Source organism: Jiangella endophytica (genome assembly GCF_003427025.1).
GTDB lineage: Bacteria > Actinomycetota > Actinomycetes > Jiangellales > Jiangellaceae > Jiangella > Jiangella endophytica.
Map to the genome: position 1 here is coordinate 244,124 of NZ_QVAI01000007.1, position 26,405 is coordinate 270,528.

The window sequence follows — 26,405 nt, forward strand, 5'->3', positions numbered from 1 at the left end:
GTCAGGACATGAACCACGACGTCCGGCTCGCTGCCGGGTGTCCGACGTCACCGCGTGCGGCGGTGCGGACGATGGCGGCGCGTTCCTTGGCGCGGAGCACGCCGTCGGCCACCAGCTGGCTGGTCACCTCCCCGACGTGCCGCACGAAGGCCCCGTGGGTGGCCCAGTCGTCCTCGTCGCGGATGAGGTCGTTGACCGTGCATCCGCTGTCGAGCACGTAGCTGGGCACGCCGCTGTCGAGCCCGCCGATCACGACGGTCTCGCGCGGATCCGGCTCCGGGCAGGCGCCCGGGTCGCCGTCGCCGATGGTGAACTCGGCCGTCTGCCAGTCCTCGGTGTGACCGGCCACGTCCACCGACCGGAACTCGACGACGTGGTCGCCGGGCTCGGTGACGGTGATCGGCTCGGTGTAGGCCACCGGCTCCTCCGCGCCGGCCATCCGGTACTGCGTCCCGGCGACCCCGGACGTGGCGTCCTGCCCGTTCAGGGTCACCGTCACCGGGCCGGTGTAGACGTCGCCGGCCTGGTCGCCGGCCAGCGACGCCGTGGTGGTGGGCGCCGTCTGGTCGATGAGGAACTCGATCTCCTCGATCCCGGTCTCGACCGGGGGCTGACCGGTGGACGGCGTCACCTCGAATGTCGCGACCATGCCGGCCCACGTCGTGGGGTCGCCCGGGTTCGGCCGGTTCGAGTGCGGCGTGCAGTAGACGTAGTACGTGCCCACCTCTGCCGCGTCGAAGAAGAACGGGTCGTCCTCCCAGTCGTCTCCGAGCGGACGGGATGCGAGCACGACGCCGTTCTCGTCGGTGACCACGACGTCGTGTGCGTACCCGGGGACGTACTGGAACTTGACGGTGTCGCCCTGCGCCACGCTGAAGTCGGTCTCGCTGAAACCGAACCCGCCCGAGCCGACCAGGATCTCCTTCTCGGCCGGCTCACCGCGGTCGCCGGGGACGACCGCCTTGTAGTCGATGTTGTAGACGCCGTCGGCGTCGAACAGCACCGGCTCGGTCCACGTGCGCCATTCCGTCTCGTCCGTCCGCGGCCGCCAGAACAGCTCCGCGTCCGCGTTGTTGGACTCGAGGCCGAGCGTGACCGGCGAGACGTACCAGCCGTTGGCGCCGTCGGGCTCGGGCGGCGTCAGCGAGGCGCTGACCGTCAGCTCGTCCTCGACCTCTTTGATCCAGACGTTGCGGAACTCGACGCTCTCGCCGGCCGCCTGGCCCGACGAGTGGTTCTGCAGGCCGACGAAACCCTCCAGAGGACGGGTGCCGTCGCCGGTGAACGTGGTGACCTCGACGCCGTTGAGCGTGACGCGGTACTCCTGGCCGATCACCTCCATCTCCATCGTGTTCCACTCGCCGATGGGGTTGGTGGCCAGCGGCTCGGCCGGTGCGAAGTTGTAGATCGCGCCGGTCCGGGTCATCGGGTTGTCGGTGGCGTCGTAGATCTGCACCTCGTGGCCCTCGTTCACCGGACGTCCCGCGTCACCCTGCGGGTCGGGGAAGCGGAGGAACACGCCGGAGTTGTCCGTCGGCGCCTGGACCCGGAAGTCGACCCGCATCACGTAGTCGGAGAACGTCTGCCGGTCGTACCAGAGCAGGCCCATGCCGCCGTACGGTTCGAGCAGCCCGCACTCGTCGATCTCGAAGCCGCCCGGACCGGCCATGGTCCAGCCGTCCAGCGATTCGCCGTCGTACAGCGGCACGAAGCCCGCCGGCGGCGTCTGCGGCTCGGGGCACTGGGTGTCACCGAGCTCCTTGATCCAGATGTCGCGGAAGAACACGTTGTCCGACACGCGGTTGTTCTGGATGCCGACGAAGCCGGAGGCCAGGTCCCGTCCGGAGCCCTCGGGATTCTCGTACTCGTTGACCAGCACGTCGTTGATCCAGACCCGGACCATCGGGTCCTCGACCTCGATCTCCATCTCGTTCCACTCACCGGCGACGGTCGGGAACGACGTCGGCGCCTGGAAGGTGTAGATCGAGCCGGTCTTCGAACGGTCCGCGGCACCGGGCGAGCCGCCGGTGTCGTCGATCTGGATCTCGTAGCCCTGGCGCACGGCGACGTACGGGTCGTCACCGGGGTCGGGGAACCCGAAGAACACGCCCGAGTTGTCGTCCACGGCCACGGCCTTGAAGTCGAGGTGCAGCCGGTAGGACTCGAACTCCTCCTCGTGCCACAGCATCCCCAGGCCGGCCGGGTCGCCGACCGACTCCAGGGCGCACGATCCCGCCCGCTCGCCGTCCGGGACGATCGCGAACCCACCCGGACCGGACTGGTTCCAGCCGGTCAGCGTGGCGCCGTCCCACAGCGGCCGGTACCCGGCGTCCACCGCCGGCGCAGCGCACGCGGGCTCCTCCGGGACGCACAGCGAGAAGTCGGAGAACGTCGCGGTCAGCGGGTTCTCGATGGCGGCCGGTCCGTGCGCGGCGAAGAAGCCGAACGTCGGCGACTCGTACTGCGAGATCGGCGCCGGACGGCCGACGTTGACCCAGGTCACGCCGTCGCGTGAATAGGCGGCCCGCACGTTCTCGCCGTCGCCGGTGAGCCGCAGCTGCAGCGTCAGCGGCGCGGCGGCGATGGTCGCGTTGTCGACCCCGTTCTGGTACCGGATCTCACCGTTCTGGTGGAACAGGTACTCGAACCTGCCGTCGACGGCGCTGCCGTAGGGCGGGAAGTAGGCCGCCTTGGTGAAGTTCTGATCGTCGCCGTAGATGATGAACCCGGCCTGGTCGTGGCTGGTCACACCGGCCGGCAACTGCACGGTGGCCTCGGCCACCCAGTTCCCGTCCGGCACCGGGCTCGTGATCAGGTTCTGCGCGGTGGTGTTGATGTTGCCGCTCAGGTGGTTGCTGATCATGTCGCCCTGCAGCATGTCGATCTCGAGGGCGCCGTCGGTCTGCCGGTAGCCGTCGGTGTTCTCGCGCACGATCGTCGACCAGCGCTCGCGGTCCAGCTCGGTCCCGGCGAAGTCATCGGTCACGCACTGCCCGGGACCGGTGCCGCTCACGTGGTCGACCCGGTAGAGCCCCGCGTTCGGGCTGTTCCCGAACGCGCCGCCCTCCAGCACGTACAGCGAACCGTCCGGGCCGAACTCGCCGTCCATCAGGCCGGACCAGGTCTGGCCGGGCATGAAGTCGTCGATCGCCTCGACCTGCTCGTTCTCGTCCAGGTCGACCGTCTTCACGTGGCCACGGTGGAAGTCGAGCAGGAACCAGCGTCCGTCGTAGTGCTCGGGGAACTTGGTGTCGGACTGCAGCGCCGCGTCGTAGCGGTAGACCGGGCCGGACATCGGGCCCCCCGCGCCGGAGCCCATGTTGAGGAACGGCTCCGGGATCGGGTTGATCTCCTGTGCCGGCCAGCCGACCCACGACTCGGGCCAGCCCGCCCAGCTGCGCGGGTAGTAGATCGTCGCCGGCGTCACCGGCGGGAGCTGGTCCAGCCCGGTGTTGTTCGGCGAGTCGTTGACCGGGCCGTTCGCGCAGTCGTAGAAGTCGCCGAGCGGCTGGTTGGTCGCGTAGTCCCACGGCCGGTACGGGTAGTTGTTCCCGATGCAGAACGGGTACCCGAAGTTGGCCGCCTCGGACGTGGCCATGTACTGGTCGAAGCCCCAGGGGCCGCGCTCGGTCCACTCGCCCAGCCGGTCCGGGCCGTAGTTGCCGATATGCAGCCGGTCGGTCGCGGGGTCGAGGGAGATGCGGAACGGGTTGCGGAACCCCATCGCGAAGATCTCCGGCCGGGTCTTCCCGCCGCCCTCCTCCTCGCCGGTGAACAGGTTGCCGTCCGGGATCGAGTAGGTGCCGTCCGGCTGCGGGGTGATCCGCAGGACCTTTCCACGCAGGTCGTTCGTGTTGCCGGAGGTCCGGCGGTCGTCGTTGTACCAGTGCGTCGGGCGGCTGTCGAGCGGCGAGTACTGCTGGTTCAGGTCCGGCGGCGACTCGTCGCCGGTGCTCAGGTACAGGTTGCCGGCGGAGTCGAAGTCGACGTCACCGGCGACGTGGCAGCAGTTCGTCTTGTTGTACGGAACCTTCAGCATGACGATCTCGGACGCGACGTCGAGCTGATCGCCCTCGACGACGAACCGGGACAGGTAGTGCGCGTTCTCGGCGCGGGTGGTGTAGTACACGTACACCCAGCCGTTCGTCGCGAAGTCCGGGTCCAGGGCCAGGCCCAGCAGGCCGCCCTCCTGGTTCTTCGACCCTTCGAAGTCGGGGTTCTGCGGCAGCGGGTGGTCGTCGAACACGTCCAGCTCCGCCACCACGCCCACGTGCCCCATGCCGGGGTGATACACGCGGATGACGCCGTCGCGGCTGGTCATGAAGACGCGGCCGTCGTCGGCGATGTCCATGGACATCGGCTGGGAGATGCCGGGTGCCACCAGCGTCTTCACGAACTCGTCGGCCGCGGACAGCTCCGCGAACGTGCCGTCCGGTTCGGCCGGGGCCTCGGTCGTCTGTGCGGTGGCCGGCGCGCTGACCAGGACCGACAACAGCAGCGCCAGGAATAACAGTAACGATGCGGATCGCTTGCCCAACATGGCTTCCTCCGGGGGGAGACCGGTAGTGACCTGAACGAACGCCGTGTTGATCTACTGCGTTTGAACGTCGTGGGTAGCGCCCTGCAGGTGCCGGCAAGCAGAGCCTGGCTTCGGAGGGACGGAGCCGCCGCGATCGCGGTGCTCGCACGATCCAGGGCCGGGACGCCCGGTCGTCGAGGACACACGCGGCAGCCTCTGACAGCGGTCGTGGACCACCACCTAGACTTAGTAAGGAAGCTTCCCTAACTATGTGTGAATGATCACTATCTTGGTACGAGTCGTCGGTGTCAAGGGGTGGAAGTGACTCAAACCGGACATGGCAGCGGGCCCCAGGTACTGCGGCTCATGAACTGCGCGGCGGTGCTCAGCGCCATCCGCGCCGCGGGCACGGCACGCGTGACAGACCTCATCCGAGCGACCGGCCTGTCCCGTCCCACGGTCAGTGCCGCGGTGTCGACACTCATGGCCGACGGATGGGTCGAGGAGACCGAGGCACCCGAACCCGACCTGCCTCGCATGGGCCGGCCGGCCCGCGTTCTGCGATTCCGCGCCGACGCGCGGTACGTGCTCGGGATCGACGTCGGACCGCACAAGATCTACTGCGCCGTCGCGGATCTGAGCGGAACCGTCGTCTCTCGCGTTCGGCGTGACGTCGACGAGGCGAGCAGCCATGCCCAGTTGCTGGAGCAGGTCGAGGCCACGATGGGCCAGGCGCTCGCCGCGGTCCCCGTCGCGTCGTCCACGCTCGCCGCGGTGGGCATCGGAACGCCGGGGATCGTGGACGAGCAACGCGGCGCCGTCGTACAGGCGCCGTCGATTCCCGGCTGGAGCTCGCTGGAGCTGGGCGGCCTGTTCCGGCGCAACGTCGAGTGCTCCGTCCGCGTCGAGAACGACGTCAACCTCGCCGTCATGGCCGAGCGCTGGAACGGTGTCGGCGGCGACGCCGAGAACCTGATCCTCGTGCAGTGGGGCGCCCGGGTGGGTGCGGCCGTGCTGGTGCACGGGGAGCTGCACCGTGGTGCCCACGGAGCGGCGGGCGAGCTCGGCTTCCTCGAGCTCGAGGAAGAACCGGAGGGCGTTCAGCCCGACGGGCTCGGCCCGCTCGAGTCCGCGGCCGGAACCGCATGGATCCTGCGCCGTGCACGCAGCCTCGGTTTCGACGGCGCCGATGCGGCCGCCGTCCTCGCAGCGGCGGCCGCCGGCGACGCTCGGGCGGTGCAGGCGGTGGACGAGGCCTGCGCCCGGCTGTCACGGGGCCTCGCCTCCTTCGTGTCCGCGATCGACCCGGAACTGGTCATCATCGGAGGCAGCGTCGCCCTCGCCGGCGACGCGATGCTGGCCGGCCTGCGGCGGCATCTGAGCCGGCGTGCGCTGGTGACACCCCGGCTGGAGCTCTCCCAGCTCGGTGACGACGCCGTCGCGCTCGGCGCCGTGCGGCTCGCTCTCTCCGACGCCGAGCGGCGCCTCCTGGACGTCTACACGGCGGCACCCCCGGCCGACCAGCCGTAGAGCGGGCTGCCGGGCGAGGCGGTGTCGTCCTTGCCTTGACGCTCGCGTCAAGGATTACCGTCGAGGCATGCGAATCGGCGACCTCGCGCAACGTGCCGGCACCACCACGCGCGCACTGCGGTTCTACGAGTCCCAGGGCCTGCTGATGGCGCAGCGCGCCCCGAACGGCTATCGCGAGTACGACGAGGACGACCTGCGGCTGGTCACCGAGATCCAGACCCTGCAGAACATCGGCTTCAGCCTCGACGACACCCGGCCGTTCGTGGAGTGCCTGCGCTCGGGCCACGAGTCCGGCGACTCCTGCGCCGACTCGATCGAGACCTACCGGCGCAAGCTCGCCGAGGTCGACGGCTACCTCGACCGGCTGACGGCGATCCGCGCCGGCATCCAGACCAAACTCGACGACGCCCAGGCGCGACAGCAGGGAGCCCGGCCATGACCCTCACCGTCACCGACGAGACGTTCGACCGCGAGGTGCTGCGGAGCGACATCCCGGTCCTGGTCGACTTCTGGGCGCAATGGTGCCCGCCGTGCCACATGATCGCGCCGATGCTGGACCAGCTGGCCGGCGAGCTCGAGGGCACCATCGCGATCCGCAAGATCAACAACGACGAGAACCCCGAGGTGGGCGCGCGCTACCGCGTGATGTCGCTGCCCACGCTCATGCTGTTCGTCGACGGCGAGCCGGTGCAGGCGCTGGTCGGGGCGCGGCCGAAGGCCCGGCTGCTCAAGGAGCTGGACGACGCGCTCAGCCGCTGAGCCACAGGCCACGGATCGCCCAGGCCCGGGCGGTGAGCGCGATCGAGCCGTCCGCCGCGACCGGGAGCCGTAGTCGCACCGCCGCGCGGATCGCCTCCTGCCTCGCCGTCGGCAGCGTCGCCAGGTACCCGGGCGCGGCGCCCTGGCCGCCGAGAAACGGACGCCAGTAGTCGTCGAACGTCGCGAAGTCCGTGGGGATGTCGATGGACCGGACCGTGACGTCGGCCAGCCCGGCCGCCCGCCACAGCCGGGTCAGCGGCTCCGGCCGGCACAGCGGGAAGCGAGCACCCTCGTCCAGGTCGGCACCGGCCGGGTCGACGTCGGCGGCGGCCGCCCAGAAGTGCCGCATCAGCTGCATGCCCTCGGCGTAGTCCCACACGTAGGCGGCCACGACGGCGCCGGGCGCGGCCACCCGGACGAACTCCGCCGCGGCGGCCAGAGCGTCGGGCGCGAAGTTCAGCACCAGCCCGCTGACGACGGCATCGGCGGCGCCGGCCGCGACCGGCAGCGCCGCCGCCGAGCCGAGCGCGAACGTCGCGTCCGGGACCCGCGCGCGGGCGGTGGCCAGGAACCCGTCCGACGGATCGACGCCGACGACGGAGTCGGGCGCGGCCAGCGTCAGCACGGCCTCGGTGAGCGCGCCCGTGCCGCAGCCGACGTCGACCCACCGCGCGCCACCGGGCACGTCCAGCCAGGGCACGAACGCGGCGGCGACCCGGCGGCTCCACCGGCCGACGTACGCCTCGTAGGCGTCGCCCTCAGCCCAGACGTCCGGCGCCATGAGCCGACGATACGTCCCTTCCGCCGGTTAGGGTGGCGGACGAAGGGGACGGATCGGGGGGACGAGACATGCGGCGCCGCATCATCATCACCATGTCCGTGGTGGTGGTGGCAGCGCTCGGACTGGGCGCGCTGCTCTGGTTCGTCGTCGTCCCGCACTGGCGGCCGGCGCTGGAGAACGGCGAGCGCTACGGCATCGACGTCTCGGCGCACCAGGACGAGATCGACTGGGATGCCGTCGCCGGCGACGGCATCCAGTTCGCCTACATCAAGGCCACCGAGGGCCAGGGCTGGGTCGACGACTGGTTCGACGAGAACTGGGCCGGCGCCGCCCGGGTCGGGCTCGACCGCGGCGCCTACCACTTCTTCACCCTCTGCGCGCCGGGCGAGGCACAGGCCGAGAACTTCCTCTCCGTCGCGCCGCCCGACGACGACGCATTGCCGCCGGTCATCGACCTGGAGCTGACCGGCAACTGCAGCGAGCGGCCGCCCGCCGACCAGGTGGCCGCCGAGGTCGACGCGTTCGTGCAGCTGGTCGAGCAGGCGTGGGGCCGCGACCTGCTGTTCTACGTCCGCCCCGACTGGGACGACGTCTACCCGGTTCGCGACGGTCTGGACCGGCGGCTCTGGGACTACCGCTTCTTCCGCCGGCCCACCGACGAGCGCTGGCACGTCTGGCAGGTCAACACCTTCGCCCGGGTCGACGGCATCGACGGCCCGGTCGACCTCGACATCATGCGCAACGGCGACACGCCGTAGGGATCCCCCGAGTGTCAGAACGTGAACCGCGTCGCGCCGTAGGGGTCCTCGGCGCCCAGCGCGCTGGTCTTCGTCCTTGGCAAGGTCCACAGTCGCCGGACTGTCCGTCTCGTCCCGGTTTGCGGGGCGGTGAGCCTTGCCAAGGTGACCGGTCCGGATGAGGCCTGCACCCAGGGGGCGAGGCCATGAGGCGTTCTGGCGCATCACGAGGTATGCATGCCTGGTGGAGCGGGAGAACGCCTGGTGTTGTCCGCGATCGTTGATGATCATCGTTGTCCACAAGCACTCACCGCGGCCCGCCCGCCCCACCGGAATCGGACTCGCGCGACCAGGCGTCAGAACGTGAACCGCGTCGCGCCGAAAGGGTCCTCGGTACCCAGCGCGAACGCCGTCGACGGGACCAGGCGGTACACGTACCACGGCGGCGGGCCGGCGCTCGGAGCGCTGTACTCGGCGGTGAACGCCTCGCCCTCGACCGTCGGCTCCCAGCCCTCGGCCGCGAACGCGTCGCGCACCCGTCGCAGCGTCGCATCGTCGGTCACGCGCTCCGCCGCCCCCTCGAGGACCACGTCGAACGGGTCCAGCGCGACGGTGATCGCGCACCGCGGGTCGGCGGCCAGGTTGCGCGACTTGCGGGTGCCCGGCCCGGAGGTGAAGTAGAAGGCGCCGTCGATCCACAGCGCGCCGAGCGGCATCACGTGCGGCCGGCCGTCCGGCCAGGTCGTCGCCAGCCAGCAGGTGTGCCGGTTCGGACCACCGTCGCCGGGTGCCTGGGGCACGCCCGCGTCCAGACGCGCACGCACCTTCGCCCACGGGATCAGCGGCGCGCCGTAGCCGTCGAGGTTCCGGTCACTGGTCGGTGTGGTCATCGTCGCCCTCCTTCGACGTCCTCTCTGACGAGTAGACCAGGAACCGCGCCGGAACGACTCGTGTGAGACGTCCGGGTTTGCCCCGATGTGGGCGCGGGAAGAGATGTCTACTGACCCGACGTCTGCCCCCCGAAGGGACCCGGCATGATCGTGCTCGGACTGATCCTCCTCGTCGCTGCCGCCGCAGCGGTCGTCATCGCCGTCATCGCCGGTGGCGACACCGTCACGCTCAGCGCCTTCGACGTCGACCTCGACTCGCCGGTCTGGGGCGTCTTCGCCGCCGGCGTCGCTGCGGGCCTGCTGCTGTTCCTCGGGATCCTGGCGATCGTCGCCGGGGTGAACCGCTCGCGTTCCCGGCGCGAGGAGATCGAGTACCTGCGCGAGCAGGTCGCCCGGCACGAGCGGACGGCCGGCCGCGACGCCGAGGAGCCCGTGGTGAGCGACTGGCTCGGCCAGGCGCACACCCATACCCGTACCGACACCACGACGGCAGAGCCGGCGGTCCGATCCGGCGCCACCTCCGGCGCGGCCCCGCTCTACCGGCAGGGCTGACGTCTCCGGGCGCCACCCGTCACGACGTCGGCCAGCAGCACCCAGGCGAGGAAGACCAGCACCGGGGCGACGGCCTCGCCCACGGTGTGCCAGCCGCTGACGACCACCTCCGCCAGGGTCGCGACGACGGCAAGGACCGCCAGGGCGCTCACCCACCGGCGTGCCGCGGCCGGCGCCGCCAGCACGGCCAGCAGCGCCGCGGACAGCACCAGCGGCACGTGGCCGCTGAGCAGGGCCTCACCCGACGAGCGCGCACTCGGCGGGAACGGCAGCCGGCCCGCCTTGAACGCCTGCACCGTGAGGTTGGCGCCGGCGGCGACGACGGCGCCGAACAGCGCCGCCCGCGGATCGCGCCGGTAGGTCACGACGATCAGCACGGCCATCAACACCAGCACGAACGGCGGCACGATGCGGCCGAAGCCGCCGCGCAGCAGGCGCCAGACTCCGTCGCGCCAGCCGGACACGGCGTCGGCGGCCGAGCTCTCGATCCCGGTCCCCCACGACGTGCCGCCCAGCACGTACGCGACCGCGACCGCGGCGCCGAGCGACGCCGCGGCGGCGAGCAGGGTGAGCAGACGCCGGGTGGTCCGGCCGGTCATCCCGCCTCGGCCGCGGCCACCGGCTCGACGGCCTGCCCGCCGTCGGTCTCGGCGAACCGGTCGCCGGTGACGGGGCACCGCCACCGCCCGTCGCCGTCCGCCTCCAGCGGTACGCCGGCCCGCCCCACCCACCGCAACCGGCGCGCCGGGACGCCGGCCACGAGCGCGTAGTCGGGCACGTCGCCGGCCACCACCGCGCCGGCCGCGACCGTGGCCCAGCGCCCGACCACCACCGGCGCGATCAGCACGGCACGTGCGCCGATGGATGCGCCTTCACGCACCGTCACGCCCACCGGCGTCCAGTCGTCGGCGGACTTCAGGGTGCCGTCGGGATTGACCGCACGCGGATACAGGTCGTTGGTCAGCACGGCCGCCGGGCCGACGAACACACCGGCCTCGAGCACCGCCGGTTCGTAGACCAGCGCGTAGTTCTGGATCTTGCACGCCGCGCCGACCCGGACACCTGGTCCGATGTAGGCGCCGCGTCCGATGACGCAGTCCGCGCCGACCTCGGCGTCCTCACGGATCTGCGCGAGATGCCACACCGTCGTGCCGTCGCCGACGGCCGCGCGCGCGTCGACGTCGGCCGACGCGTCGATCCTTGCGTCCACTCGAGCCCCCTCGTCGAGTCATGCTGCCGGAGCCCACCCGCTCCCGGCGCCCGCCGCGTCTTGCATAGCGGAGATGCGCGGGATGAGGCTACAGTGAGTATTCGCCTGTGACGAGCCGCGGGGAGGGCAGTTCGTCGTTCTGCAGGTGTTCACACGGGTGGGGGGCCGCCGTGAAACACACACCAGCCATGGTCGCTGCCGTGGTGCTCGCATGCGCCGTGGCCGGCTGCTCCGGCGACGACGAGTCGCCCAGTGCCGCGGACCAGCCGCGGGACGCCACCCAGTCGGCTGCCGCGCCGGACCCGTCGGGCATGGCGCCCGGCGCGCAGCCCACCGACCAACCCACCGATCAGGGCAGCCCGGGCGACGCCGGAGCCACGCCCGGCAGCACGGCCACCGGCAGCGGCGGTGCGACCGAGGGCGACGGCAGCGAAGTGATCCCGCAGCCGCAGGGCACCGAGCCGCCCCGGCTGGACGAGCTCTACGCCGACGCGCCCGCGGCCGAGTCGTTGGCGCAGGTTCCGCCGGACGGCAGCGCGAGCGGCGAGCTGGTCGACGGCTTCCCGGTCGGCGTCATCGACCTCGTGCCGGACGCCACGGTCACCGCGAGCGCGGTGTCGGCCGAGGGCGAGCGGGTCCAGGTCATGCTGGAGGGCACGGCACCGGGGTCGCCCGACGAGGTGGTCGGGCACTACCGCGCCCTCTTCGTCGGAGGCGGGTTCGCCGAGGACGTCGTGCCGACGGTGGCCGGCACCACGGCGGCGGCGTTCTCCCGGTCCGGCGACTCCCTGGTGGTGAGCTCGCGGACGGCCGACGAGGAGACGGTGTTCAGCGTGACCGGCGTGCTGGTCGCCCAGGGCTGACGGATGTACATCACCCTGCGCGACCGCCCGAAGGCCGGCCAGCAGTCTCCGCCGCGAACGAAGGGCAAGGTCTCGTCGGTCGTCGTGACGCTGGGCGTCGTGAGCCTGATGACCGACATCTCGTCCGAGGCGGTGGCGGCGATCCTGCCGCTCTACGTCACGGCGGCGCTGGGCCTCACGACCATCGCCTACGGCTTCATCGACGGCCTGATGCAGGGGGCCAGCGCGCTGGTCCGCATCGCCGGCGGCTGGGCGGCCGACCGCGGCGACCACCCGAAGTGGGTCGCCGTCGTCGGGTACGGACTGTCGATGGTCACCCGGGCCGGGCTGCTGATCGCCTCCGGCTTCGCCGCCATCACGGCGCTGGTGGCGATCGACCGGGTCGGCAAGGGCATCCGGACGGCACCCCGCGACGCGATGATCACCGCGGCGTCCGACCCCGCGCACCTGGGCCGCTCGTTCGGGGTGCACCGCACCCTCGACACCATCGGCGCCGCGCTCGGCCCGCTGCTCGCCTTCGTCATCCTGTGGGCCATCCCGGACGGCTACACCACCGTCTTCGTCCTGTCACTGGGCTGCGCGGTCATCGGGTTCGCGCTGCTGGCCCTGCTGGTGCCCGACGTCCGGCCGCGCCGGCGCGCCGCCGCCGAGCCGGCCGAACCCGGCGAACCGGCCGAACCCGGCGAGCCGGCCGAGAAGCCCGCCGGCCGCCCGTTCAGCTGGCGCTCGGTGGCCGAGCCGCGGCTGCGCCGGCTGCTGATCGTCTCGGGCGTCCTGGGACTGCTCACCATCGGCGACGGCTTCATCTATCTCGCGCTGCAGTCGCGCGACGGGTTCGCCACCCAGTGGTTTCCGCTCCTGTACGTCGGGACCAACGTGGCCTACCTCGCGCTGGCCATCCCGGTGGGCCGGCTCGCCGACCGCGTCGGCCGCGCCCGCGTGCTCGTCCTGGGGCATCTGGCGCTGCTCGCCGCCTACCTGTGCGCCGGGTCGGCCACCGGCATGGCCGGGCTGACCGTCGCGACGCTCGTGCTGCTCGGGGTGTTCTACGCCGCCACCGATGGCGTCCTGGCCGCGCTCGCCGGCCAACTGGCCGACACCTCGGTCCGGGCCGCCGCCATCGGGACCGCGCAGACGGTCGTGGCCGTCACCCGGATGATCGCGGCGGCGGCGTTCGGCGTCCTCTGGTACGGACTGGGCCGCAGCCCGGCGATGCTGCTGGTGGCGGCGCTCCTCGCGGTCGCGGTCCCGGTGTGCTTCCTGGCGTTGCGTGGCCTCGACTCCGCGCGGCCCGTCCCTGGCGGCGTTCCGGCATGACGGCGCGCAACCGGCGGGTCATCGGCTTCGCCCTCGTCGTCCTCGTGGTCGTCGTGGCGGCCGGCGGTTACGGCTGGTCGGAGTACGTCCGCAGCCGTGATGCCCAGACGACCGCCAGCGACGTCGACCTCGTCCCGGCGGACGTGACGGTGACCGGCAACCGGATCGTGTTCCGCAGCACGGCGCCCGGCGATCTGTACGGCCGGGTCGCCGCCGTCGCCGCCGACGACCCCGGCGGCCCGCGCGAGGTGGCGCCGATCGCCTGCGACCGCGTCGACACCACCGGCGACCGCACGGTGTGCCTGCGCACCGACCGCGGCATCGTCACCACCTTCGAGGCCTCAGTGCTCGACGCGAACTGGCAGCCGACGCAATCATGGCCGTTGCCGGGAATTCCGAGTCGCACCCGGCTGTCGCCCGACGGCTCTCTCGTGGCCACGACGTCATTCGTCACCGGCCATTCCTACATGTCGACGGGATTCTCCACCGAGACGATGATCCACGAGATCGGCGGCCGCGACTACGGGAACATCGAAGAATTCGATCTCCTCGTCGACGGCGAAAAGATCGCTCCGGTCGACCGGAATATGTGGGGCGTCACGTTCGCCGACGACTCCACCTTCTATGCGACCGCCCAATCCCGGGCGCTCGGTCACACGTGGCTGGTTCGCGGCGATCTCGAGACGCGGACGCTGAGCGTCGTCCGCGACGGCGTCGAGTGCCCGTCGCTGTCCCCCGACGGCAGCCGCATCGCCTTCAAGAAGGACGTCGACGACGGGCCCGGCGTGCACTGGTCGATCGCGGTCCTGGACGTCGCCAGCGGTGACGAGACCGTGCTCGACGAGCAACGCAACGTCGACGACCAGGTCGAATGGCTCGACGACGACACTCTTCTCTACGGCCTTCCGCGCGACGGCGAGGCCGGCGTCAGCGACGTGTGGGCGGTCCCGGCCACGGGCGGAGAACCGCGGGTGCTGATCCCGCAGGCGTGGTCACCAGCGGTGGTGCGATCATGACGATCAACGCTCCGACGCGCCGTCCAGAACCACTGGCCTGTGAGACACTGCAGGTCAGGCACCTATCGATGGGCGAGGTCGACGACTCGTGATCCTCAGTGACCTCCTGAACGCACTGCTGCGGCGCTGGTACGTGGTGCTGGTGGGGCTGGTCGCCACAGGGCTGCTGTGCTTCCTGGTGACCACGCGGCTCGCGCCCACGTACGAGTCCACCGCCACGGCGACGCTCGTGCCCGGAGAATCCACCATCGCCCAGCGCGGCAACCCGCTCATGTACCTCGAGGGACTCATCCTCGCCCGAGACGTCCTCGTCCGCTCGCTGAGCTCCGACGACGTGCGCGAACCGATCCTCGCCGAGTTCCCGGGGGCCGACTTCACCATCGACGCCGACCCCAATACGAACGGCCCGATGATCGTCATCGAGTCGACCGCCCCCGAACCCGAGACGGCCGGCGCCATCATCACCCGGGTCCTCGACGAGCTGCCCACGCGGCTGGGGGTGCTCCAGGACGAGGTGCAGTCGCCCGATGCCGACCGCATCTCCGTGCTGCGACTGGCCGGGCCGGCGGAGCCCGAGACCGTGCGCACCGCGACGGTCCGAGCCGTCGGCGCCCTGGCCGGCGTCGGCATCGTCGTCACGCTGCTGGTCACCGGACTGGTCGACGGCCTCATCGGCGGGCGTCGCCAGCGGCGGTCGAACCGTGGCCGTGAGCAGACCAGCCCGAAGGCGAAGGCCGCGGCTCCGCACCCACCGGTGCACCCCGTCGAGGCGCCCGATCCACCCGAGGCGGCCACGCCCGAGACGGCCGAATCATCGGGCAAGAATGCGACGTCCAATCGGGCCGGCCCGAAAGAATCCGATCATCTCCACGCCGCAAGAAATGCACCAGAGGTCTAGGAATACCACGACAGGTCTATGAGAGCTGTACCGAAATCAGACGAATGTTTTTTGTTTTCGGTGCATGAGTTCGCCGATTGATGGGGAGACTGTGCTGTGGTTCTGCCCCCGATATTTGGACCGTTATGACTCACACCCCGCTCCGCAGCCGTGCCAGCAGACGAATTCGTCGCCTCCGCCGTCGTCGCATCAGGATCCGCCTCTCCACCGCGATCGTCTCCCTCATCGCGATCGTGAGTGGCGTCACCGTCGCCTGGGCCCTCAATGACGACTCCTCGTCGTCCACGGACGGCATCTTCTCCGACGACCTGAAGCCCCGCGTTGCCACCGATCCGGACCGCCGCGCGGTGGAGTTGGGCGTACGTTTCTCTCCTCAGCAGGACGGCAGCGTGACCGCGCTGCAGTACTACCAGGGGGCGCAGACCCGCGACGTCACCACCGCCACGCTCTGGTCGGCTGACGGCGAGGTCCTCGCCCGCACCGAGTTCGCGCCCAGCCGGACCGTCGGGTGGCGGACCGTGCCGCTGAAGACCCCGGTGCGTCTGAGCGCCGGCGAGACCTATGTCGCCTCGTACCACGCGCCCCGCGGTGGCTACGCGGTGACCGAGCGCGACCTCGACCGCAGGCAGCTCCGCAACGGCTTCGTCCTGACGAACGGCGCCGGCGTCTACCACTACGGCCGTCGCAGCGCCTTCCCCGACGACACCTACCGCGGCTCGAACTACATGGTCGACATCGTCTACGACAGGTCCGCCACCGAGCTCCCGCCGGTGCCCCCGGTGCCGTCGGAGACGCCGACCACGACGCCGAAGCCCACCCCTACGGAGACGCCGAAGCCGACGCCCACGCCTACGCAGACGCCGAAGCCGACACCGACTCCTACGCAGACGCCGAAGCCGACGCCCACTCCCACGCAGACGCCGAAGCCGACGCCCACTCCCACGCCGACCCGCCCGGTCGAGCCACCGGAGTCCGGCCAGTTCCCGACCCGGGAGTCCGCCGGTCTGCCGGACGGCTGGTCGCCGGTGCGTCAGGTGAACGGCGATCTACGCGTCACCGAGGCCGGCGCCGTCATCGAGGACGTGCGGGTCACCAACGGCACCATCCAGGTCGACGCGCCGAACGTGACGCTGCGACGCATCGACGCCGTCGGCACGTACGTCAACGTGTCCCGGAACGCCTGCCGCACCGGCATCACGATCGAGGACTCGAACTTCAGTGCTCGATCCCGCACCTCGCCTCAGGACCCGCCGGTCATCGGCCCGGGCGGCTACACGGCCCGCAACATCATGATCGACGGTGCGCCGGAGGGCCTGCGCGTCGGTGGCGACGACAACGGCTGTGGCCCGGTCACGGTCGAGGACTCCTTCGTGCGCGTCTCGCCGCCGACCACGTGCGGTGACTGGCACGGCGACGGCATCCAGGGCTACTACGGCGGGCACCTGAAGGTCCGCAACAGCACCGTCATCCTCGAGGAGAAGAACGGCTGCTACGGCACCGCCGCCTTCTTCTACCCGCACAGCCAGGGCAACACCTCGCTCGACATCGACGGGCTCCTGGTCGCCGGCGGTGGCTACCCGTTCCGCAACGGCATGCCCGGCACGGTCCGCAACCTCAACGTCGTCGAAGGCAGCTGGGGCTACGGGCCGATCAACGTGAAGTGCTCGGTGCTCGATGCATGGCAGGCGCAGGTGGTCCGGCTCGACAGTGCCGGACAGCCGAACCCGGTCAAGTCGATCAGCTGCTCGATGGAGGAGGGAAGCTGACCGGCCCCTGACGCCGATCCGGCGCTGCCACATTGGGTGGCGCGTGCGGTAGTCACGCACGACGGCGCCCATCCGCAGTCTCAGCTCGCGGTTCTCGACGAGCTTGCGGATGGGCGCCGTCGTGTGCGTTCTTCCGACGACGATGACGCGGTCGTGTGCTCAGCGCGGCAGGAACGCGTCGCCGGCGCCCAGCATCGGCGGCCGCCTCGACGGCTGCAGTAGCGCCCGCAGTGTCGTCCAGGAGTCCCGGTGGCCCAGGACACCGCGCCGGAACTCGACGAGAAGCGTCAACGCGAAGTACGCCCACGCCCGGCGGTCATCGGTGCGGCGCCGATAGAGCCGGATGCGGTTGATCATCTGCATGGTGTGCGTGGTCGCGTTCTCGCCCGACCCGCCGCCGACGTGCATGGCGCCGGCCATCGGTGTGTACACCGTCGCCCAGCCCTGGTCGCGGGCGCGCAGGCAGAAGTCGGTCTCCTCGGAGTAGAGGAAGTACGACTCGTCCAGCCCGCCGAGCGCGTCGTAGCACTCGCGGTCGACCAGGAGGATCGCACCGACCGCCCAGTCGACCTCGTGCTCGGCCTCGTACGCGCCCGGATCGTCGATGCGCTCGGCGAAGACGGCGAGCCCGGTGAAGCTCAGCCCGCCCACTCGTCCGAGGGTCGGAGCGCGCCGCAGCGTCGGTGACAGCCGGCCGTCGGCCTCCCGAGTCCGCGGCGCGACGATGCCGACGTCGGGCTTGCGCAGCACGTCGAGCATGAGCGGCACGGCGTCGGGGTCGAGGGTGGCGTCGGGGTTGAGGACCAGAACGCTCGGTGCGGGCGGCGACGAGCGCACCGCCCGGTTGATGCCCGCGGCGTAGCCGTCGTTGGACGACCGGACGACGACGCAGTCTGTCCGCGCGTCGAGCAGGTCCAGCGTGCCGTCGGCCGAGCCGTTGTCGACCACCACGACGCCGTAGCGGAGTTCGCCCAGCGCCGCGGGCAGGCTGTCGAGTAGGTCGGCGATGTGGCCTTCGCTGTTGTACGTCACGACGACGACGGCGACGTCGGCCGCCGCGCCGGTCATGTTCCCCCCACGAGCATGTTGCCCCCCAGATCTTCAATTTTGCGTAGTGCACCCGCTGTTCCCAGCAGCAGGAAGAGCGTACCCATGGTCATCGGAAACGCGAACGCATCGAACATCACCAGGCACACGAATCCGACGACGATCGCGGCGACCAGCGCCACGGCCAGATCGCGCGTGGACTCGTCCGGCACGACGCGCCGCACCCGCAGCAGCACCCCGACGGCCACCGCACAGAGGGCGACGAACAGCACGGTCCCGACCACGCCGATGGTCACCAGCAAGGCCAGGTACTGGTTGTCGAAGATCCGGTACTTCGGCAGGAAGGTGCCCAGACCGCGGCCGAACCACGGGTTCTCGGCGATGAACGAGCCCGCGAGCGCGAAACTGTCGGTGCGCGACGCGATGCTCGGGTCCTCGGACGCGCCGGTGAACAGCCCGACGATGGAGTTGAGCAGGTGCGGGGCCACGAAGGTCATCGCGACCACACCTGCCACACCGACCGCCGCGACCAGCCGCCGGCGCATGGAGGGCCAGCCGATGGCGCAGATGGCCACCCCGATGACCGCCCCGATGTAGGCCGACCGCGAGGACGTCACCGGGATGACGGCGGCCAGCGCGGCCGCCGGGAACCATCGGACAAGGGGCCGCCGCCAGGTGTGCTGGAACGCCACGTGCAGCGCGAGCGGCAGCAGCATCGTGATCACGACGCCGTATTCGATGGGGTGGATGGCCGTGCCGGGCGGCCGGAGGAAGCCGCCACGCAACTCGGCACCGGTGACGTCTGACGCCGTCAGGCCGGGGATCGAGATGCGGTCGACCCAGACCTCATGGGTGAGCACCTGCGCGATGCCGAGCACCGCGATGACGCCGCCGCAGACCGCGATGCGCCAGACCAGGGTGTCCAGGCGGCCGCGGTCGCGGACACCGTCGTGCGCGATGAGCAGGGTGCCGGCCCACGACGCCAGCGCGAGCAGCGCGACGTCGGCGGGGCTGATCTCGTCGGAGTTGATCGGGCCGGACATCGCCAGCGCGTACGTCACGCCGACGCTGAACAGGAAGGCGCAGAGCGCGATCCGGATCGGCTGGACGCGCACCCGGACCGGTTTCGTCGCCCCGACGTAGAAGAACATCCAGAGCAGCAGGCTGCCCAGGCCGAACACCATGGAGGGCGCGCCGGCGCTGCCGAGCGGGCCGACGATCAGCTTGGACGGGATGAAGAAGAGCAGGCCGACGTAGACGGTGAGCCAGGCGACCGCGTCGATCCGCGTCCGCGTCCGCGGGACGGCGCCGGCCCGCGAAGTCACCGTGCCCGCCTCCGGGCGCCCCCGGCGGGCCGGGGCAGGATCTGCGTGTCGTCGTCGGGCCCGGGGCCGGAGGGCCGTTCTGGGACCGCCGGCTCGGTGTCGGTGCGCGAGCGAGGCATCGCCCGCCTGCGTGACGCGGAGCGCAGCACCAAGCGGTCGGTCAGGACGACGGCCGCCACGGTCAGCACCAACCCGGCGCCGACGGCGACCACCACGGCCCGGACCGTGCCACCGATGTTCTCGCCGGCCTCGGTGCTCATGGTCAGCGGCATGGACGTGACCGACGACGCGGCGGGAACGTCGAGTTCCTGCTGGAGCCGCGCCAGCGTGGCGGGCACGGCGTCGGCGATGTCCTGCAGCGTGGTCAGGGCGCCGTCGGGGGTGGAGTCGGAGACCTCGATGGCGATGACGGGGCCACGGGTGGCCTCCTCCATGGAGACGTCGTAGTGGGCGGTCGGCACCGCGTCCTCGACGCCCGCACGGGCGGACGGGCTGTCGAGGTAGGACACGATGATCCGGGCGGGCATGTCGAGCGCCCCCAGCGCCAGGAACGGATTGCCGCCGACGCCGACGGACTCGGCCGGCGGCAGCAGCAGCACGAGCCCGCGCGCGGAGTACGTGGGTGGGGACAGGGCTGCCGCGCCGACGCCGAGGCCCGCTGTGAGCAGCAGCCCGAGCAGCAGGATGTACCACCGGCGACCCGCGGCGGCGAGGAACTCAGTCATGACCGGCTCCCCGCCGTCACCGCGGCCGGCTGGGATGGTCGTGCGACCGGCTGTGCACCAGGCGACCGGCGCTCAGTCGTGCCGGCGTGCCACCGGCACGCGTGACCACGCCGCACCCACCACCATCGACCCCCCACAGACTCGTTGGTGACCCGGCGACCGAATTCCGCTCCCCGCGCTCAGCAGGGGGAACGCTCCCCTGGCCTCGGCCGCAGGCCGAGCCGCGGTCGCCGCGATCCGTGCTGGCTACTATAGCCTGGACGGGGATCCGGGGGCGGTCGCCGCATGACGGGGGCACGGGGGGTGCACCGATGACGCCGTGGGAACTGATTCTCACCATGCTCCGCCGGTGGCCGGTCGTGCTGGCCGGTCTGCTGTGCACCGGGGCGCTCGCGTTCGTCCTGACCTCCGGCGACGACGTCTACTGGTCCCGCACCGAGGTGGTCTTTCTCGCCCCCACCAGCCGGGTGAACCCGAATTCGCTCAGCGCGCCGTCCGAGGACCTCATCATCACCGCGGGAGCCGTCGCGAAGATGGTCACCGGGCCTGACGCCACTCTCAAGTACGCGTCGCCGGACGCCAACCTGGTGGGCATCGGCGTCCGAGACGGCTGGTCGGTGCGGCTGCCGGACTACGGCGGTCAGTGGGCACCGCATTTCAACCGCCAGGTGCTGGTCGTCGAGGTGGTGGCGCCCGACCGCGAGAGCGCTGTGGCGCGGCAGCAGGAGCTCGTCGACCGCATCGCCCAGGAGCTGGACGCCCTGCAACGCAACGCCGGCGTCGCGCCCGTCAACGACATCACCGTGACGGTGAACCCCGAGACGTCCACGGTCTACGAGGTCGGCGGCAGCAAGGTCCGGACGCTGGCGATGACGGCTGTGCTCGGCGGCGGCGCCACGCTGGCGGTGATCGTGCTGCTCGAGTACCGGGCGCGGCGGCGCGGCACCCCCATCCCGCGGGAGTTCAGCGCCATCGCTTGATGGTGCTCACCGCGGCGTTGCGGGCGTCGCGCAGACCCGGCCGGTGGGTGATGACCGAGCGGACGGTCTCGACGGTGTCCGACGCGGTGACGCTGTAGCGCGCCTGCAGCCACGACGCGGACCGGGCAGGGAACTTGTCGCTGGTGTAGACGACGGTGTAGCCCGCGCGACGCAGCCGGCCGAGCAGCCGGCGGTCGTAACGGCCCAGTGGCAGCGCCGCCTCCGAGATCGGCCCGTCGCTGGCCGCGGTGAGCGCCGCACGCGCCTCCACCAGCTCGCGCCCGGCCTCGGCGGCGGACAACCCGCGCCAGGGCACGTGGGCCCAGCCATGGGTGCCGATCGCCATGCCGGCGCCACGCAGTTCCACGAGGTCGGCGGCGCTCAGGCTCACGGGGTCCTCCAGACGCCCGGCGAGGGCGAAGAAGGTGGCCTGTAGGCCGCGTTCCTTCAACGACGGCAGCGCGACCTCGACGTCGGAGGCGTTGCCGTCGTCGAAGCTGAGCCGCACGTGCGAGTGCTTCGTGACCTCGTCGAGCACCCGCTGGAACATCGGCTCGGCCATCCAGTACCGCGCCTCGCCGGGTTCGCGCTCGCGCTCGCAGCTCCCGATGCCGTGGAAGCACAGGTTGATGATCACGTCGGAGTCCCTTCCGAGGACGACGGGGTGCGGGTGCTGTCGTCGCGGCCCCAGCCGCCGTCGGCCGGTGCCGGACGACGGGCCAGCAGCGCGGCCGCGACGGTGATGACGACGTACGGGATGGCCGCCGGCGCCCGGCGCGGCTCTCGCAGCACGACGTCGCGCAGCCAGGCCCAGCGGTCCGGCGAGCGCACCGGCAGGTCCAGCTCCCCCGCGGCGGCCGCGGCGCGCAGCTGGGCGTTGCCGCGCCGCACCCGGACCAGCCGGCGCAGCAGGTCGCGGGTCGTGCGCGGCGCCTCGACGACCACCTCCACCTCGCTCAGCTCGGCCTTCTCGGCGGCGGAGAACCGCGAGTCGAGGAAGAGGTCGTCGGCGATCTGCGAGGGGAAGGTGCCGAAGCGCGCACGGCCCTCCTCGGACAGCATGATCATCCCGCGGCCGAACAGCCCGGACCGGAAGGCGGGGTGCCGTTCGTTGACGGAGAAGTAGGCCCGCACCGGCCACGGCCGGCCGTTCGTGTCGACCCGCCGCCGTGGCACCACGGCCAGCGGCCGCGGCAGCGCGTCGAACCGGGCCTCCAGCACGGCGAGACCGTGCGGCGGCACGACGATGTCGGCGTCCAGGTAGACCCGCGGGAAGCCCGTCGCGACTTGCTCGCCGGCGTCGAGCGCGGCGGGCTTGCCGGGCTCCGGCCGGTCGATCACGGTGACACCCGGGCGGGCGGCCGCCGCGGCGGTGCCGTCGGTGCAGCCGTTGGCGCTCACGACGATCTCGAGCGGGCCCGGGGGCCGCTGGGCGAGCAGCGCGTCCAGGCACCGTCCGATGACGTTGGCCTCGTTGTGCGCGGCGATCACGACGCTGGTCATCGGCACTCCTCACGGGGTTTGCGCTGCGCTATGGTGACCGGATGGGAGCGCCCGCCGTCGACGTGCGGCCCATCTCGCCGTCCGACGCGATGGCCGTCGGGCAGTTCCTGCACCAGCACCTCAACCAGCGGGTGTCCGCCGCCGCGTGGACGGTGCTCGTGGCACCACCGTGGAAGAGCGACGCGCCCAACCACGGCTTCCTGCTGCTGAACGGTGACGCCATCGTCGGCGTGTACGCGGCCGTCTACTCCGACCGCGACCTCGACGGCGTCAGGGTCGCGTTCTGCAACCTGGCCGCGTTCTGCGTGTTGGAGGAGTACCGCACCCACACGCTGCGGCTGGTGCGCGCGCTGCTGGGCCAGAAGGGGTTCGTCTTCACCGACCTGTCGCCGAGCGGGAACGTCATCGCGCTGAACGAGCGGCTGGGTTTCACCCGCCTCGACACCGCGACCCGGCTCGTCGCCAACCTGCCGCGGACACCTCGCCGTGGCACCCGCGTGACCGCCCGGCCCGAGGCGCTCGACCGCACGCTCACCGGCCGCGACGCCGAGATCTACCGCGACCACCGGCAGGCGCCGGCGGCGCGGCACCTGCTGGTCGAGCACGGCGGCGCGCACGGCTACCTCGTGTTCCGGCGCGACCGCCGCAAGCGGCTGCCGCTGTTCGCCACGCCGCTGTATGCCGGCGGCGACCCCGGCTGCCTCGAGGCGGCCTGGCCCGCCGTGGGCGCGCACCTGCTGCGGCTGGGCATCCCGCTGACGCTGGCGGAGCGGCGCGTCCTGGGGTTCTCGCCCGGCGGCCCGGGCCGCGCGCTGGCACACCCGCGGCCGAAGATGTTCCGGGCCGCGGACATCGGTCCCGAGTCGATCGATCATCTCTACAGCGAGCTGACGCTGGTCCGCTGGTAGCCGGTCAGACCGCGGCCAGCTTGGACTCGACGAACTCCGTCAGCGTCCCCAGCGTCTCGAAGAGATCGGCGTCGAACTCGTCGTCGGCGATGGTGATGCCGAACCGGTCCTCGATGGCCGTCACCAGCTGCAGGACGCCCAGCGAGTCCAGCTCCGGCAGCGAGCCGAAGAGGGCGGTGTCCGTGTGGAGGTCCTCGGGGCGCTGGGCGAGGTCCAGCGACTCGATCAGCACCGTGCGGACGGTGTCCTGGGTCTGGGTCATGTGCGCTCCTTGTGCGATGGTTCCGGGTCGGGTCAGACGAGGACTTCGAGCGGGGCCGGGTGTCCGAGGAAGGCCGTCGGGCTGGCGGTGAGGCCGTACGCGCCGGCCTGGAAGATCACGACGAGGTCGCCGATGTCGGCCGCGGGCAGCTCGACGTCGTCGCCGAGCAGGTCCAGCGGGGTGCAGAGACAGCCGACCACGGTGGCGGTCTCGGCGCCGGACTTCTCCGCGCGGTTGCCGACCACGAGCGGGTAGTTGCGGCGGATGACCTGCCCGAAGTTGCCCGACGCCGCGAGTTGGTGGTGCATGCCGCCGTCGACGACGAGGTAGGTCTTGCCGCGCGACACCTTGCGGTCGAGGACGCGGGTGACGTAGACGCCGCACTCACCGACGATGTACCGGCCCAGCTCGATGACGGGCACCGCGTCGGGCAGCCGCCGCGCCAGTGCGCCGCCGACGAGCTCGTGCAGGTGGCCGGCGACGACGTCGAGGTCGAGCGGCCGGTCCTTCTCGACGTACGGGATGCCGAACCCGCCGCCGAGGTTGAGATAGCGCACCGGCGCGGGCAGGTGGTCGGCGAGGCCCGCCACCAGGTCGACGGTGCGCCGCTGCGCCTCGGCGATGATCTCGGCGTTGAGGTTCTGCGAGCCGGCGAAGACGTGGAAGCCGAGCCAGTTCACGCCGGCCGCGGCGAACTCGCGCAGCACGGCGGGCACCTGCTCGGCGTCGATGCCGAACTGCTGCGGGCCGCCGCCCATGCGCATGCCGGAGCCCTTGACCGCGAAGTCGGGGTTGACGCGGACGGCGACGTTCGGCGTAAGGCCGAGGTCGTCGCCGGCCGACACGACCCGGGCCAGCTCCGTGGGCGACTCGACCTCGACGATGATGCCCGCCGCCACCGCCTGCCGGACCTCTGCCGGTGTCTTGCCGGGGCCGGCGAAGCTGACCCGGCCGGGCGCGATGACGGTGTCGAGGGCGGCGTGCATCTCCAGGCCCGAGGCGACGTCGATGCGGTCGACCCGGTGCGCCAGATGCTGCACGACGGCCGGCATCGGGTTGGCCTTCATGGCGTAGCTGAGCTGCACCGACGTCGGCAGCGACGAACGCAGCCGGTCGATGCGGGCGTCCAGCAGCCCGCGGTCGTAGGCGAAGAACGGTGTCGAGCCGACGCGGTCGGCGAGCCGGCTCAGCGCCAGCCCGCCGACCCGCAGCTCGCCGTCGGCCGTACCGAACGCGGCGATGTGCTCCTGCGGCTTCACCGGACCCCCTCCGCCCTGATCAGCCCGCGGTCGAACTTGCCGTTGGGCGAGCGTGGCAGTTCCGTGCGGACCTCGACCTCGGCCGGGACCATGTAGAGCGGCAGCACCTGGCGCAGCGCGGTCAGCAGCGCCGCGACGTCCAGCTCCGCCTCGGCGGGCGTGGCGACGAGGACGATCCGCTGCCCCAGTGCCGTGTCGTCGACCCCGACGGCGACGGCGTCGCGCACCAGCCCGGTGCCGTACGCGGCCTCCTCGACCTCCGTCGGGCTGACCCGGTAGCCGGAGGTCTTGATCATGTCGTCCTTGCGGCCCACGAAGTAGAGGAAACCCTCGTCGTCGGCGACGACGGTGTCGCCGGACCACACCGCGAGCTCCGGCGTGCGCCACTGTTCGCCCGGCCGTGGCAGCGGCTTGTACCGCTGGGCCGTCCGGACCGGGTCGTTCCAGTAGCCCAGCGCCACCAACGCCCCCCGATGCACCAGCTCCCCCTCCTCACCCGGCTCGCACGGCGTCCCGTCCGGTCGCACCACCAGGATCTCCGCGTTCGGGATCGCCTTGCCGATGGAGTCCGGCCGCCGGTCGACCTCGGCGGGGTCGAGGTAGGTGGAGCGGAACGCCTCGGTGAGCCCGTACATCAGGAACGGACGGGCCTCGGTGAAGATGCCGCGCAGCCGGTCCAGCGTCACCCGTGGCATCCGGCCGCCGGTGTTGGCCCAGTAGCGCAGCTTGCGGGCCGCCGCCTCCGGCCAGGGCACGTCGGCCAGTTGCAGCCAGAGCGGCGGGACACAGGTCAGGCCGGTGACGCCGTAGCGCTCGCACAGCTTCGGCACCTCGCGCGGCAGCAGGTAGTTCATCAGCACGCAGTGCGCGCCGACCGAGAAGGCCGTGGTCACCTGGCTCAGCCCGGCGTCGAAGCTGAGCGGCAGCACGCTGAGGATGACGTCGTGCGCGCTGTTGCCCAGATAGCCGCTCACGCTCTCGGCGCCGACGATGAGGTTGCGGTGGCTCAGCACCACGCCCTTGGGCCTTCCGGTGCTGCCCGACGTGTAGAGGATCGCCGCCGGGTCGACGTCGATGGCCGGCGACGGATCCGGCTCGCCACCCGCCTCCTGACCCGCGTCCCAGCCGTGCACGCGGTGACCGGCGGCCGGCGCCGCGCCATCGCCCACGACGACGACGTCGGTGACCGCGGTCGTCGGCAGCACCGAGCCCAGCTGGCCGAGCCGGTCGGCGGACGTGACGAGCACCGTCGCCCCGCTGTCGGCCAGGATGTGCCCGACCTGGGCGGCCTTGAGCACGTGGTTCACCGGCACGAACACCCCGCCGGCGGCCGACACGGCGACGAATGCCGCCACCGTCTCGATCCGCTTCTCCAGGTAGATCGCCACCCGGTCGCCGCGGCGGAGGCCGAGGCCGGCCAGTTGCGCCGCGGCGGCCTGCGCCGTCCGCCAGACGTCGGCGTAGCTCACCGTCTGGTTCCGGTAGGTCAGCGCCGGCGCGTCGGGCCGGGCGGCGGCGGCCTGGCCGAGCAGATCGTGGAAGCCGGTCCTGATCATGG

25 protein-coding genes are annotated in these 26,405 nt (G+C 71.6%); 12 read left to right on the plus strand and 13 right to left on the minus strand.

Annotated features, from left to right (window positions below; genetic code table 11):
- Position 1 precedes the first annotated feature (1 nt).
- Complete coding sequence (locus tag DZA62_RS16840; RefSeq protein WP_198663860.1) at positions 2–4,540, minus strand: family 16 glycoside hydrolase; 4,539 nt, start codon at positions 4,538–4,540, stop codon at positions 2–4.
- 345 nt (positions 4,541–4,885) lie between these two features.
- On the opposite strand from DZA62_RS16840, the gene DZA62_RS16845 reads away from it, so the two are divergent.
- The 3 genes from DZA62_RS16845 (at position 4,886) to trxA (ending at position 6,808) form a co-directional block, all read left to right on the plus strand.
- Complete coding sequence (locus tag DZA62_RS16845; protein ID WP_116950065.1) at positions 4,886–6,049, plus strand: ROK family transcriptional regulator; 1,164 nt, start codon at positions 4,886–4,888, stop codon at positions 6,047–6,049.
- A 67-nt stretch (positions 6,050–6,116) separates the two neighbouring features.
- Complete coding sequence (locus tag DZA62_RS16850; RefSeq protein WP_116950066.1) at positions 6,117–6,488, plus strand: MerR family transcriptional regulator; 372 nt, start codon at positions 6,117–6,119, stop codon at positions 6,486–6,488.
- Positions 6,485–6,808: a thioredoxin gene (gene trxA / locus DZA62_RS16855; RefSeq protein ID WP_116950067.1), complete on the plus strand. Its 324-nt coding sequence runs from the start codon at positions 6,485–6,487 to the stop codon at positions 6,806–6,808. Before DZA62_RS16850 ends, trxA begins: the two co-directional genes overlap by 4 nt.
- On the opposite strand, the gene DZA62_RS16860 is transcribed toward trxA, so the two are convergent.
- Positions 6,798–7,589, minus strand: a complete 792-nt coding sequence (locus DZA62_RS16860; RefSeq protein WP_116950068.1) for a class I SAM-dependent methyltransferase — start codon at positions 7,587–7,589, stop codon at positions 6,798–6,800. The two genes, trxA and DZA62_RS16860, sit on opposite strands and share 11 nt — an antisense overlap.
- 68 nt (positions 7,590–7,657) lie before the next feature.
- Between DZA62_RS16860 and DZA62_RS16865 the strand changes: the two genes are divergently transcribed.
- Positions 7,658–8,347, plus strand: coding sequence for a GH25 family lysozyme (locus tag DZA62_RS16865; RefSeq protein WP_116950069.1), 690 nt, complete (start codon positions 7,658–7,660; stop codon positions 8,345–8,347).
- Between the two features lie 335 nt (positions 8,348–8,682).
- Here the strand turns inward: DZA62_RS16865 and DZA62_RS16870 are convergent, their stop codons facing one another.
- Positions 8,683–9,216 (minus strand): pyridoxamine 5'-phosphate oxidase family protein, encoded by a 534-nt coding sequence (locus DZA62_RS16870; RefSeq protein WP_116950070.1) that lies wholly within the window; start codon positions 9,214–9,216, stop codon positions 8,683–8,685.
- 144 nt (positions 9,217–9,360) lie between these two features.
- Here DZA62_RS16870 and DZA62_RS16875 point away from each other — a divergent pair, with 144 nt between their 5' ends.
- Positions 9,361–9,768, plus strand: coding sequence for a hypothetical protein (locus tag DZA62_RS16875; RefSeq protein ID WP_116950071.1), 408 nt, complete (start codon positions 9,361–9,363; stop codon positions 9,766–9,768).
- Here DZA62_RS16875 and DZA62_RS16880 read toward each other — a convergent pair.
- Both DZA62_RS16880 and DZA62_RS16885 read right to left on the minus strand, forming a co-directional pair.
- Positions 9,753–10,367: a hypothetical protein gene (locus DZA62_RS16880; protein ID WP_116950072.1), complete on the minus strand. Its 615-nt coding sequence runs from the start codon at positions 10,365–10,367 to the stop codon at positions 9,753–9,755. The genes DZA62_RS16875 and DZA62_RS16880 overlap by 16 nt on opposite strands.
- On the minus strand, positions 10,364–10,978 hold the full coding sequence (locus DZA62_RS16885; protein ID WP_116950073.1) for an acyltransferase: 615 nt from the start codon (positions 10,976–10,978) through the stop codon (positions 10,364–10,366). The genes DZA62_RS16880 and DZA62_RS16885 overlap by 4 nt, the downstream gene beginning before the upstream one ends.
- A 188-nt stretch (positions 10,979–11,166) precedes the next feature.
- Between DZA62_RS16885 and DZA62_RS16890 the strand changes: the two genes are divergently transcribed.
- From DZA62_RS16890 to DZA62_RS16910, 5 genes are all read left to right on the plus strand, one after another.
- Positions 11,167–11,841, plus strand: coding sequence for a hypothetical protein (locus DZA62_RS16890; RefSeq protein WP_116950074.1), 675 nt, complete (start codon positions 11,167–11,169; stop codon positions 11,839–11,841).
- A gap of 3 nt (positions 11,842–11,844) precedes the next feature.
- Positions 11,845–13,158, plus strand: a complete 1,314-nt coding sequence (locus DZA62_RS16895; protein WP_116950075.1) for an MFS transporter — start codon at positions 11,845–11,847, stop codon at positions 13,156–13,158.
- Positions 13,155–14,174 carry a TolB family protein gene (locus tag DZA62_RS16900; protein ID WP_116950076.1) on the plus strand — a complete coding sequence of 340 codons (1,020 nt, stop codon included), beginning with the start codon at positions 13,155–13,157 and terminating at the stop codon, positions 14,172–14,174. Before DZA62_RS16895 ends, DZA62_RS16900 begins: the two co-directional genes overlap by 4 nt.
- An 88-nt stretch (positions 14,175–14,262) precedes the next feature.
- Positions 14,263–15,072, plus strand: coding sequence for a hypothetical protein (locus DZA62_RS16905; RefSeq protein ID WP_116950077.1), 810 nt, complete (start codon positions 14,263–14,265; stop codon positions 15,070–15,072).
- Positions 15,073–15,305: 233 nt separating this feature from the next.
- Positions 15,306–16,838: a DUF4082 domain-containing protein gene (locus DZA62_RS16910; RefSeq protein WP_157987724.1), complete on the plus strand. Its 1,533-nt coding sequence runs from the start codon at positions 15,306–15,308 to the stop codon at positions 16,836–16,838.
- Between the two features lie 159 nt (positions 16,839–16,997).
- On the opposite strand, the gene DZA62_RS16915 is transcribed toward DZA62_RS16910, so the two are convergent.
- The 3 genes from DZA62_RS16915 to DZA62_RS16925 are packed head-to-tail and all read right to left on the minus strand — an operon-like array spanning position 16,998 to position 19,935.
- A complete protein-coding gene (locus tag DZA62_RS16915; RefSeq protein WP_116950079.1) occupies positions 16,998–17,906 on the minus strand; it encodes a glycosyltransferase family 2 protein in 909 nt (302 codons plus the stop codon).
- A complete protein-coding gene (locus DZA62_RS16920) occupies positions 17,903–19,210 on the minus strand; it encodes an O-antigen ligase family protein (protein WP_116950080.1) in 1,308 nt (435 codons plus the stop codon). Before DZA62_RS16920 ends, DZA62_RS16915 begins: the two co-directional genes overlap by 4 nt.
- Entirely contained in the window at positions 19,207–19,935 is a 729-nt protein-coding gene (locus tag DZA62_RS16925; protein ID WP_116950081.1) for a hypothetical protein, read from the minus strand. Before DZA62_RS16925 ends, DZA62_RS16920 begins: the two co-directional genes overlap by 4 nt.
- Before the next feature lie 311 nt (positions 19,936–20,246).
- On the opposite strand from DZA62_RS16925, the gene DZA62_RS16930 reads away from it, so the two are divergent.
- Positions 20,247–20,915: a hypothetical protein gene (locus tag DZA62_RS16930; RefSeq protein ID WP_116950082.1), complete on the plus strand. Its 669-nt coding sequence runs from the start codon at positions 20,247–20,249 to the stop codon at positions 20,913–20,915.
- On the opposite strand, the gene DZA62_RS16935 is transcribed toward DZA62_RS16930, so the two are convergent.
- Together DZA62_RS16935 and DZA62_RS16940 are read right to left on the minus strand one after the other, a co-directional pair.
- Positions 20,899–21,552: a polysaccharide deacetylase family protein gene (locus DZA62_RS16935; protein WP_198663862.1), complete on the minus strand. Its 654-nt coding sequence runs from the start codon at positions 21,550–21,552 to the stop codon at positions 20,899–20,901. The two genes, DZA62_RS16930 and DZA62_RS16935, sit on opposite strands and share 17 nt — an antisense overlap.
- A complete protein-coding gene (locus tag DZA62_RS16940) occupies positions 21,549–22,418 on the minus strand; it encodes a glycosyltransferase (RefSeq protein WP_116950083.1) in 870 nt (289 codons plus the stop codon). Before DZA62_RS16940 ends, DZA62_RS16935 begins: the two co-directional genes overlap by 4 nt.
- A 41-nt stretch (positions 22,419–22,459) precedes the next feature.
- On the opposite strand from DZA62_RS16940, the gene DZA62_RS16945 reads away from it, so the two are divergent.
- Positions 22,460–23,326, plus strand: coding sequence for a hypothetical protein (locus DZA62_RS16945; protein ID WP_198663863.1), 867 nt, complete (start codon positions 22,460–22,462; stop codon positions 23,324–23,326).
- A 4-nt stretch (positions 23,327–23,330) separates the two neighbouring features.
- Here DZA62_RS16945 and DZA62_RS16950 read toward each other — a convergent pair whose 3' ends face one another.
- The 3 genes from DZA62_RS16950 to DZA62_RS16960 are packed head-to-tail and all read right to left on the minus strand — an operon-like array spanning position 23,331 to position 26,403.
- Entirely contained in the window at positions 23,331–23,588 is a 258-nt protein-coding gene (locus DZA62_RS16950) for an acyl carrier protein (protein WP_116950084.1), read from the minus strand.
- 32 nt (positions 23,589–23,620) lie between these two features.
- Positions 23,621–24,847 carry a pyridoxal-dependent decarboxylase, exosortase A system-associated gene (locus DZA62_RS16955; RefSeq protein WP_116950085.1) on the minus strand — a complete coding sequence of 409 codons (1,227 nt, stop codon included), beginning with the start codon at positions 24,845–24,847 and terminating at the stop codon, positions 23,621–23,623.
- Positions 24,844–26,403, minus strand: coding sequence for an acyl-CoA ligase (AMP-forming), exosortase A system-associated (locus tag DZA62_RS16960; RefSeq protein ID WP_116950086.1), 1,560 nt, complete (start codon positions 26,401–26,403; stop codon positions 24,844–24,846). The genes DZA62_RS16955 and DZA62_RS16960 overlap by 4 nt, the downstream gene beginning before the upstream one ends.
- Between the last annotated feature and the right edge of the window lie 2 nt (positions 26,404–26,405).

Excerpts from the sequence above, each read along its gene's own strand:
- DZA62_RS16845 (WP_116950065.1), top strand. The coding sequence starts at position 4,886 with ATGAACTGCGCGGCGGTGCTCAGCGCCATCCGCGCCGCGGGCACGGCA.
- DZA62_RS16925 (WP_116950081.1), bottom strand. The coding sequence starts at position 19,935 with ATGACTGAGTTCCTCGCCGCCGCGGGTCGCCGGTGGTACATCCTGCTG.
- DZA62_RS16900 (WP_116950076.1), top strand. The coding sequence starts at position 13,155 with ATGACGGCGCGCAACCGGCGGGTCATCGGCTTCGCCCTCGTCGTCCTC.
- DZA62_RS16930 (WP_116950082.1), top strand. The coding sequence starts at position 20,247 with ATGACGCCGTGGGAACTGATTCTCACCATGCTCCGCCGGTGGCCGGTC.
- DZA62_RS16945 (WP_198663863.1), top strand. The coding sequence starts at position 22,460 with ATGGGAGCGCCCGCCGTCGACGTGCGGCCCATCTCGCCGTCCGACGCG.
- DZA62_RS16890 (WP_116950074.1), top strand. The coding sequence starts at position 11,167 with ATGGTCGCTGCCGTGGTGCTCGCATGCGCCGTGGCCGGCTGCTCCGGC.
- DZA62_RS16875 (WP_116950071.1), top strand. The coding sequence starts at position 9,361 with ATGATCGTGCTCGGACTGATCCTCCTCGTCGCTGCCGCCGCAGCGGTC.
- DZA62_RS16850 (WP_116950066.1), top strand. The coding sequence starts at position 6,117 with ATGCGAATCGGCGACCTCGCGCAACGTGCCGGCACCACCACGCGCGCA.
- DZA62_RS16950 (WP_116950084.1), bottom strand. The coding sequence starts at position 23,588 with ATGACCCAGACCCAGGACACCGTCCGCACGGTGCTGATCGAGTCGCTG.
- DZA62_RS16840 (WP_198663860.1), bottom strand. The coding sequence starts at position 4,540 with ATGTTGGGCAAGCGATCCGCATCGTTACTGTTATTCCTGGCGCTGCTG.
- DZA62_RS16915 (WP_116950079.1), bottom strand. The coding sequence starts at position 17,906 with ATGACCGGCGCGGCGGCCGACGTCGCCGTCGTCGTCGTGACGTACAAC.
- DZA62_RS16880 (WP_116950072.1), bottom strand. The coding sequence starts at position 10,367 with ATGACCGGCCGGACCACCCGGCGTCTGCTCACCCTGCTCGCCGCCGCG.
- DZA62_RS16860 (WP_116950068.1), bottom strand. The coding sequence starts at position 7,589 with ATGGCGCCGGACGTCTGGGCTGAGGGCGACGCCTACGAGGCGTACGTC.
- DZA62_RS16870 (WP_116950070.1), bottom strand. The coding sequence starts at position 9,216 with ATGACCACACCGACCAGTGACCGGAACCTCGACGGCTACGGCGCGCCG.
- DZA62_RS16960 (WP_116950086.1), bottom strand. The coding sequence starts at position 26,403 with ATGATCAGGACCGGCTTCCACGATCTGCTCGGCCAGGCCGCCGCCGCC.
- trxA (WP_116950067.1), top strand. The coding sequence starts at position 6,485 with ATGACCCTCACCGTCACCGACGAGACGTTCGACCGCGAGGTGCTGCGG.
- DZA62_RS16895 (WP_116950075.1), top strand. The coding sequence starts at position 11,845 with ATGTACATCACCCTGCGCGACCGCCCGAAGGCCGGCCAGCAGTCTCCG.
- DZA62_RS16865 (WP_116950069.1), top strand. The coding sequence starts at position 7,658 with ATGCGGCGCCGCATCATCATCACCATGTCCGTGGTGGTGGTGGCAGCG.
- DZA62_RS16940 (WP_116950083.1), bottom strand. The coding sequence starts at position 22,418 with ATGACCAGCGTCGTGATCGCCGCGCACAACGAGGCCAACGTCATCGGA.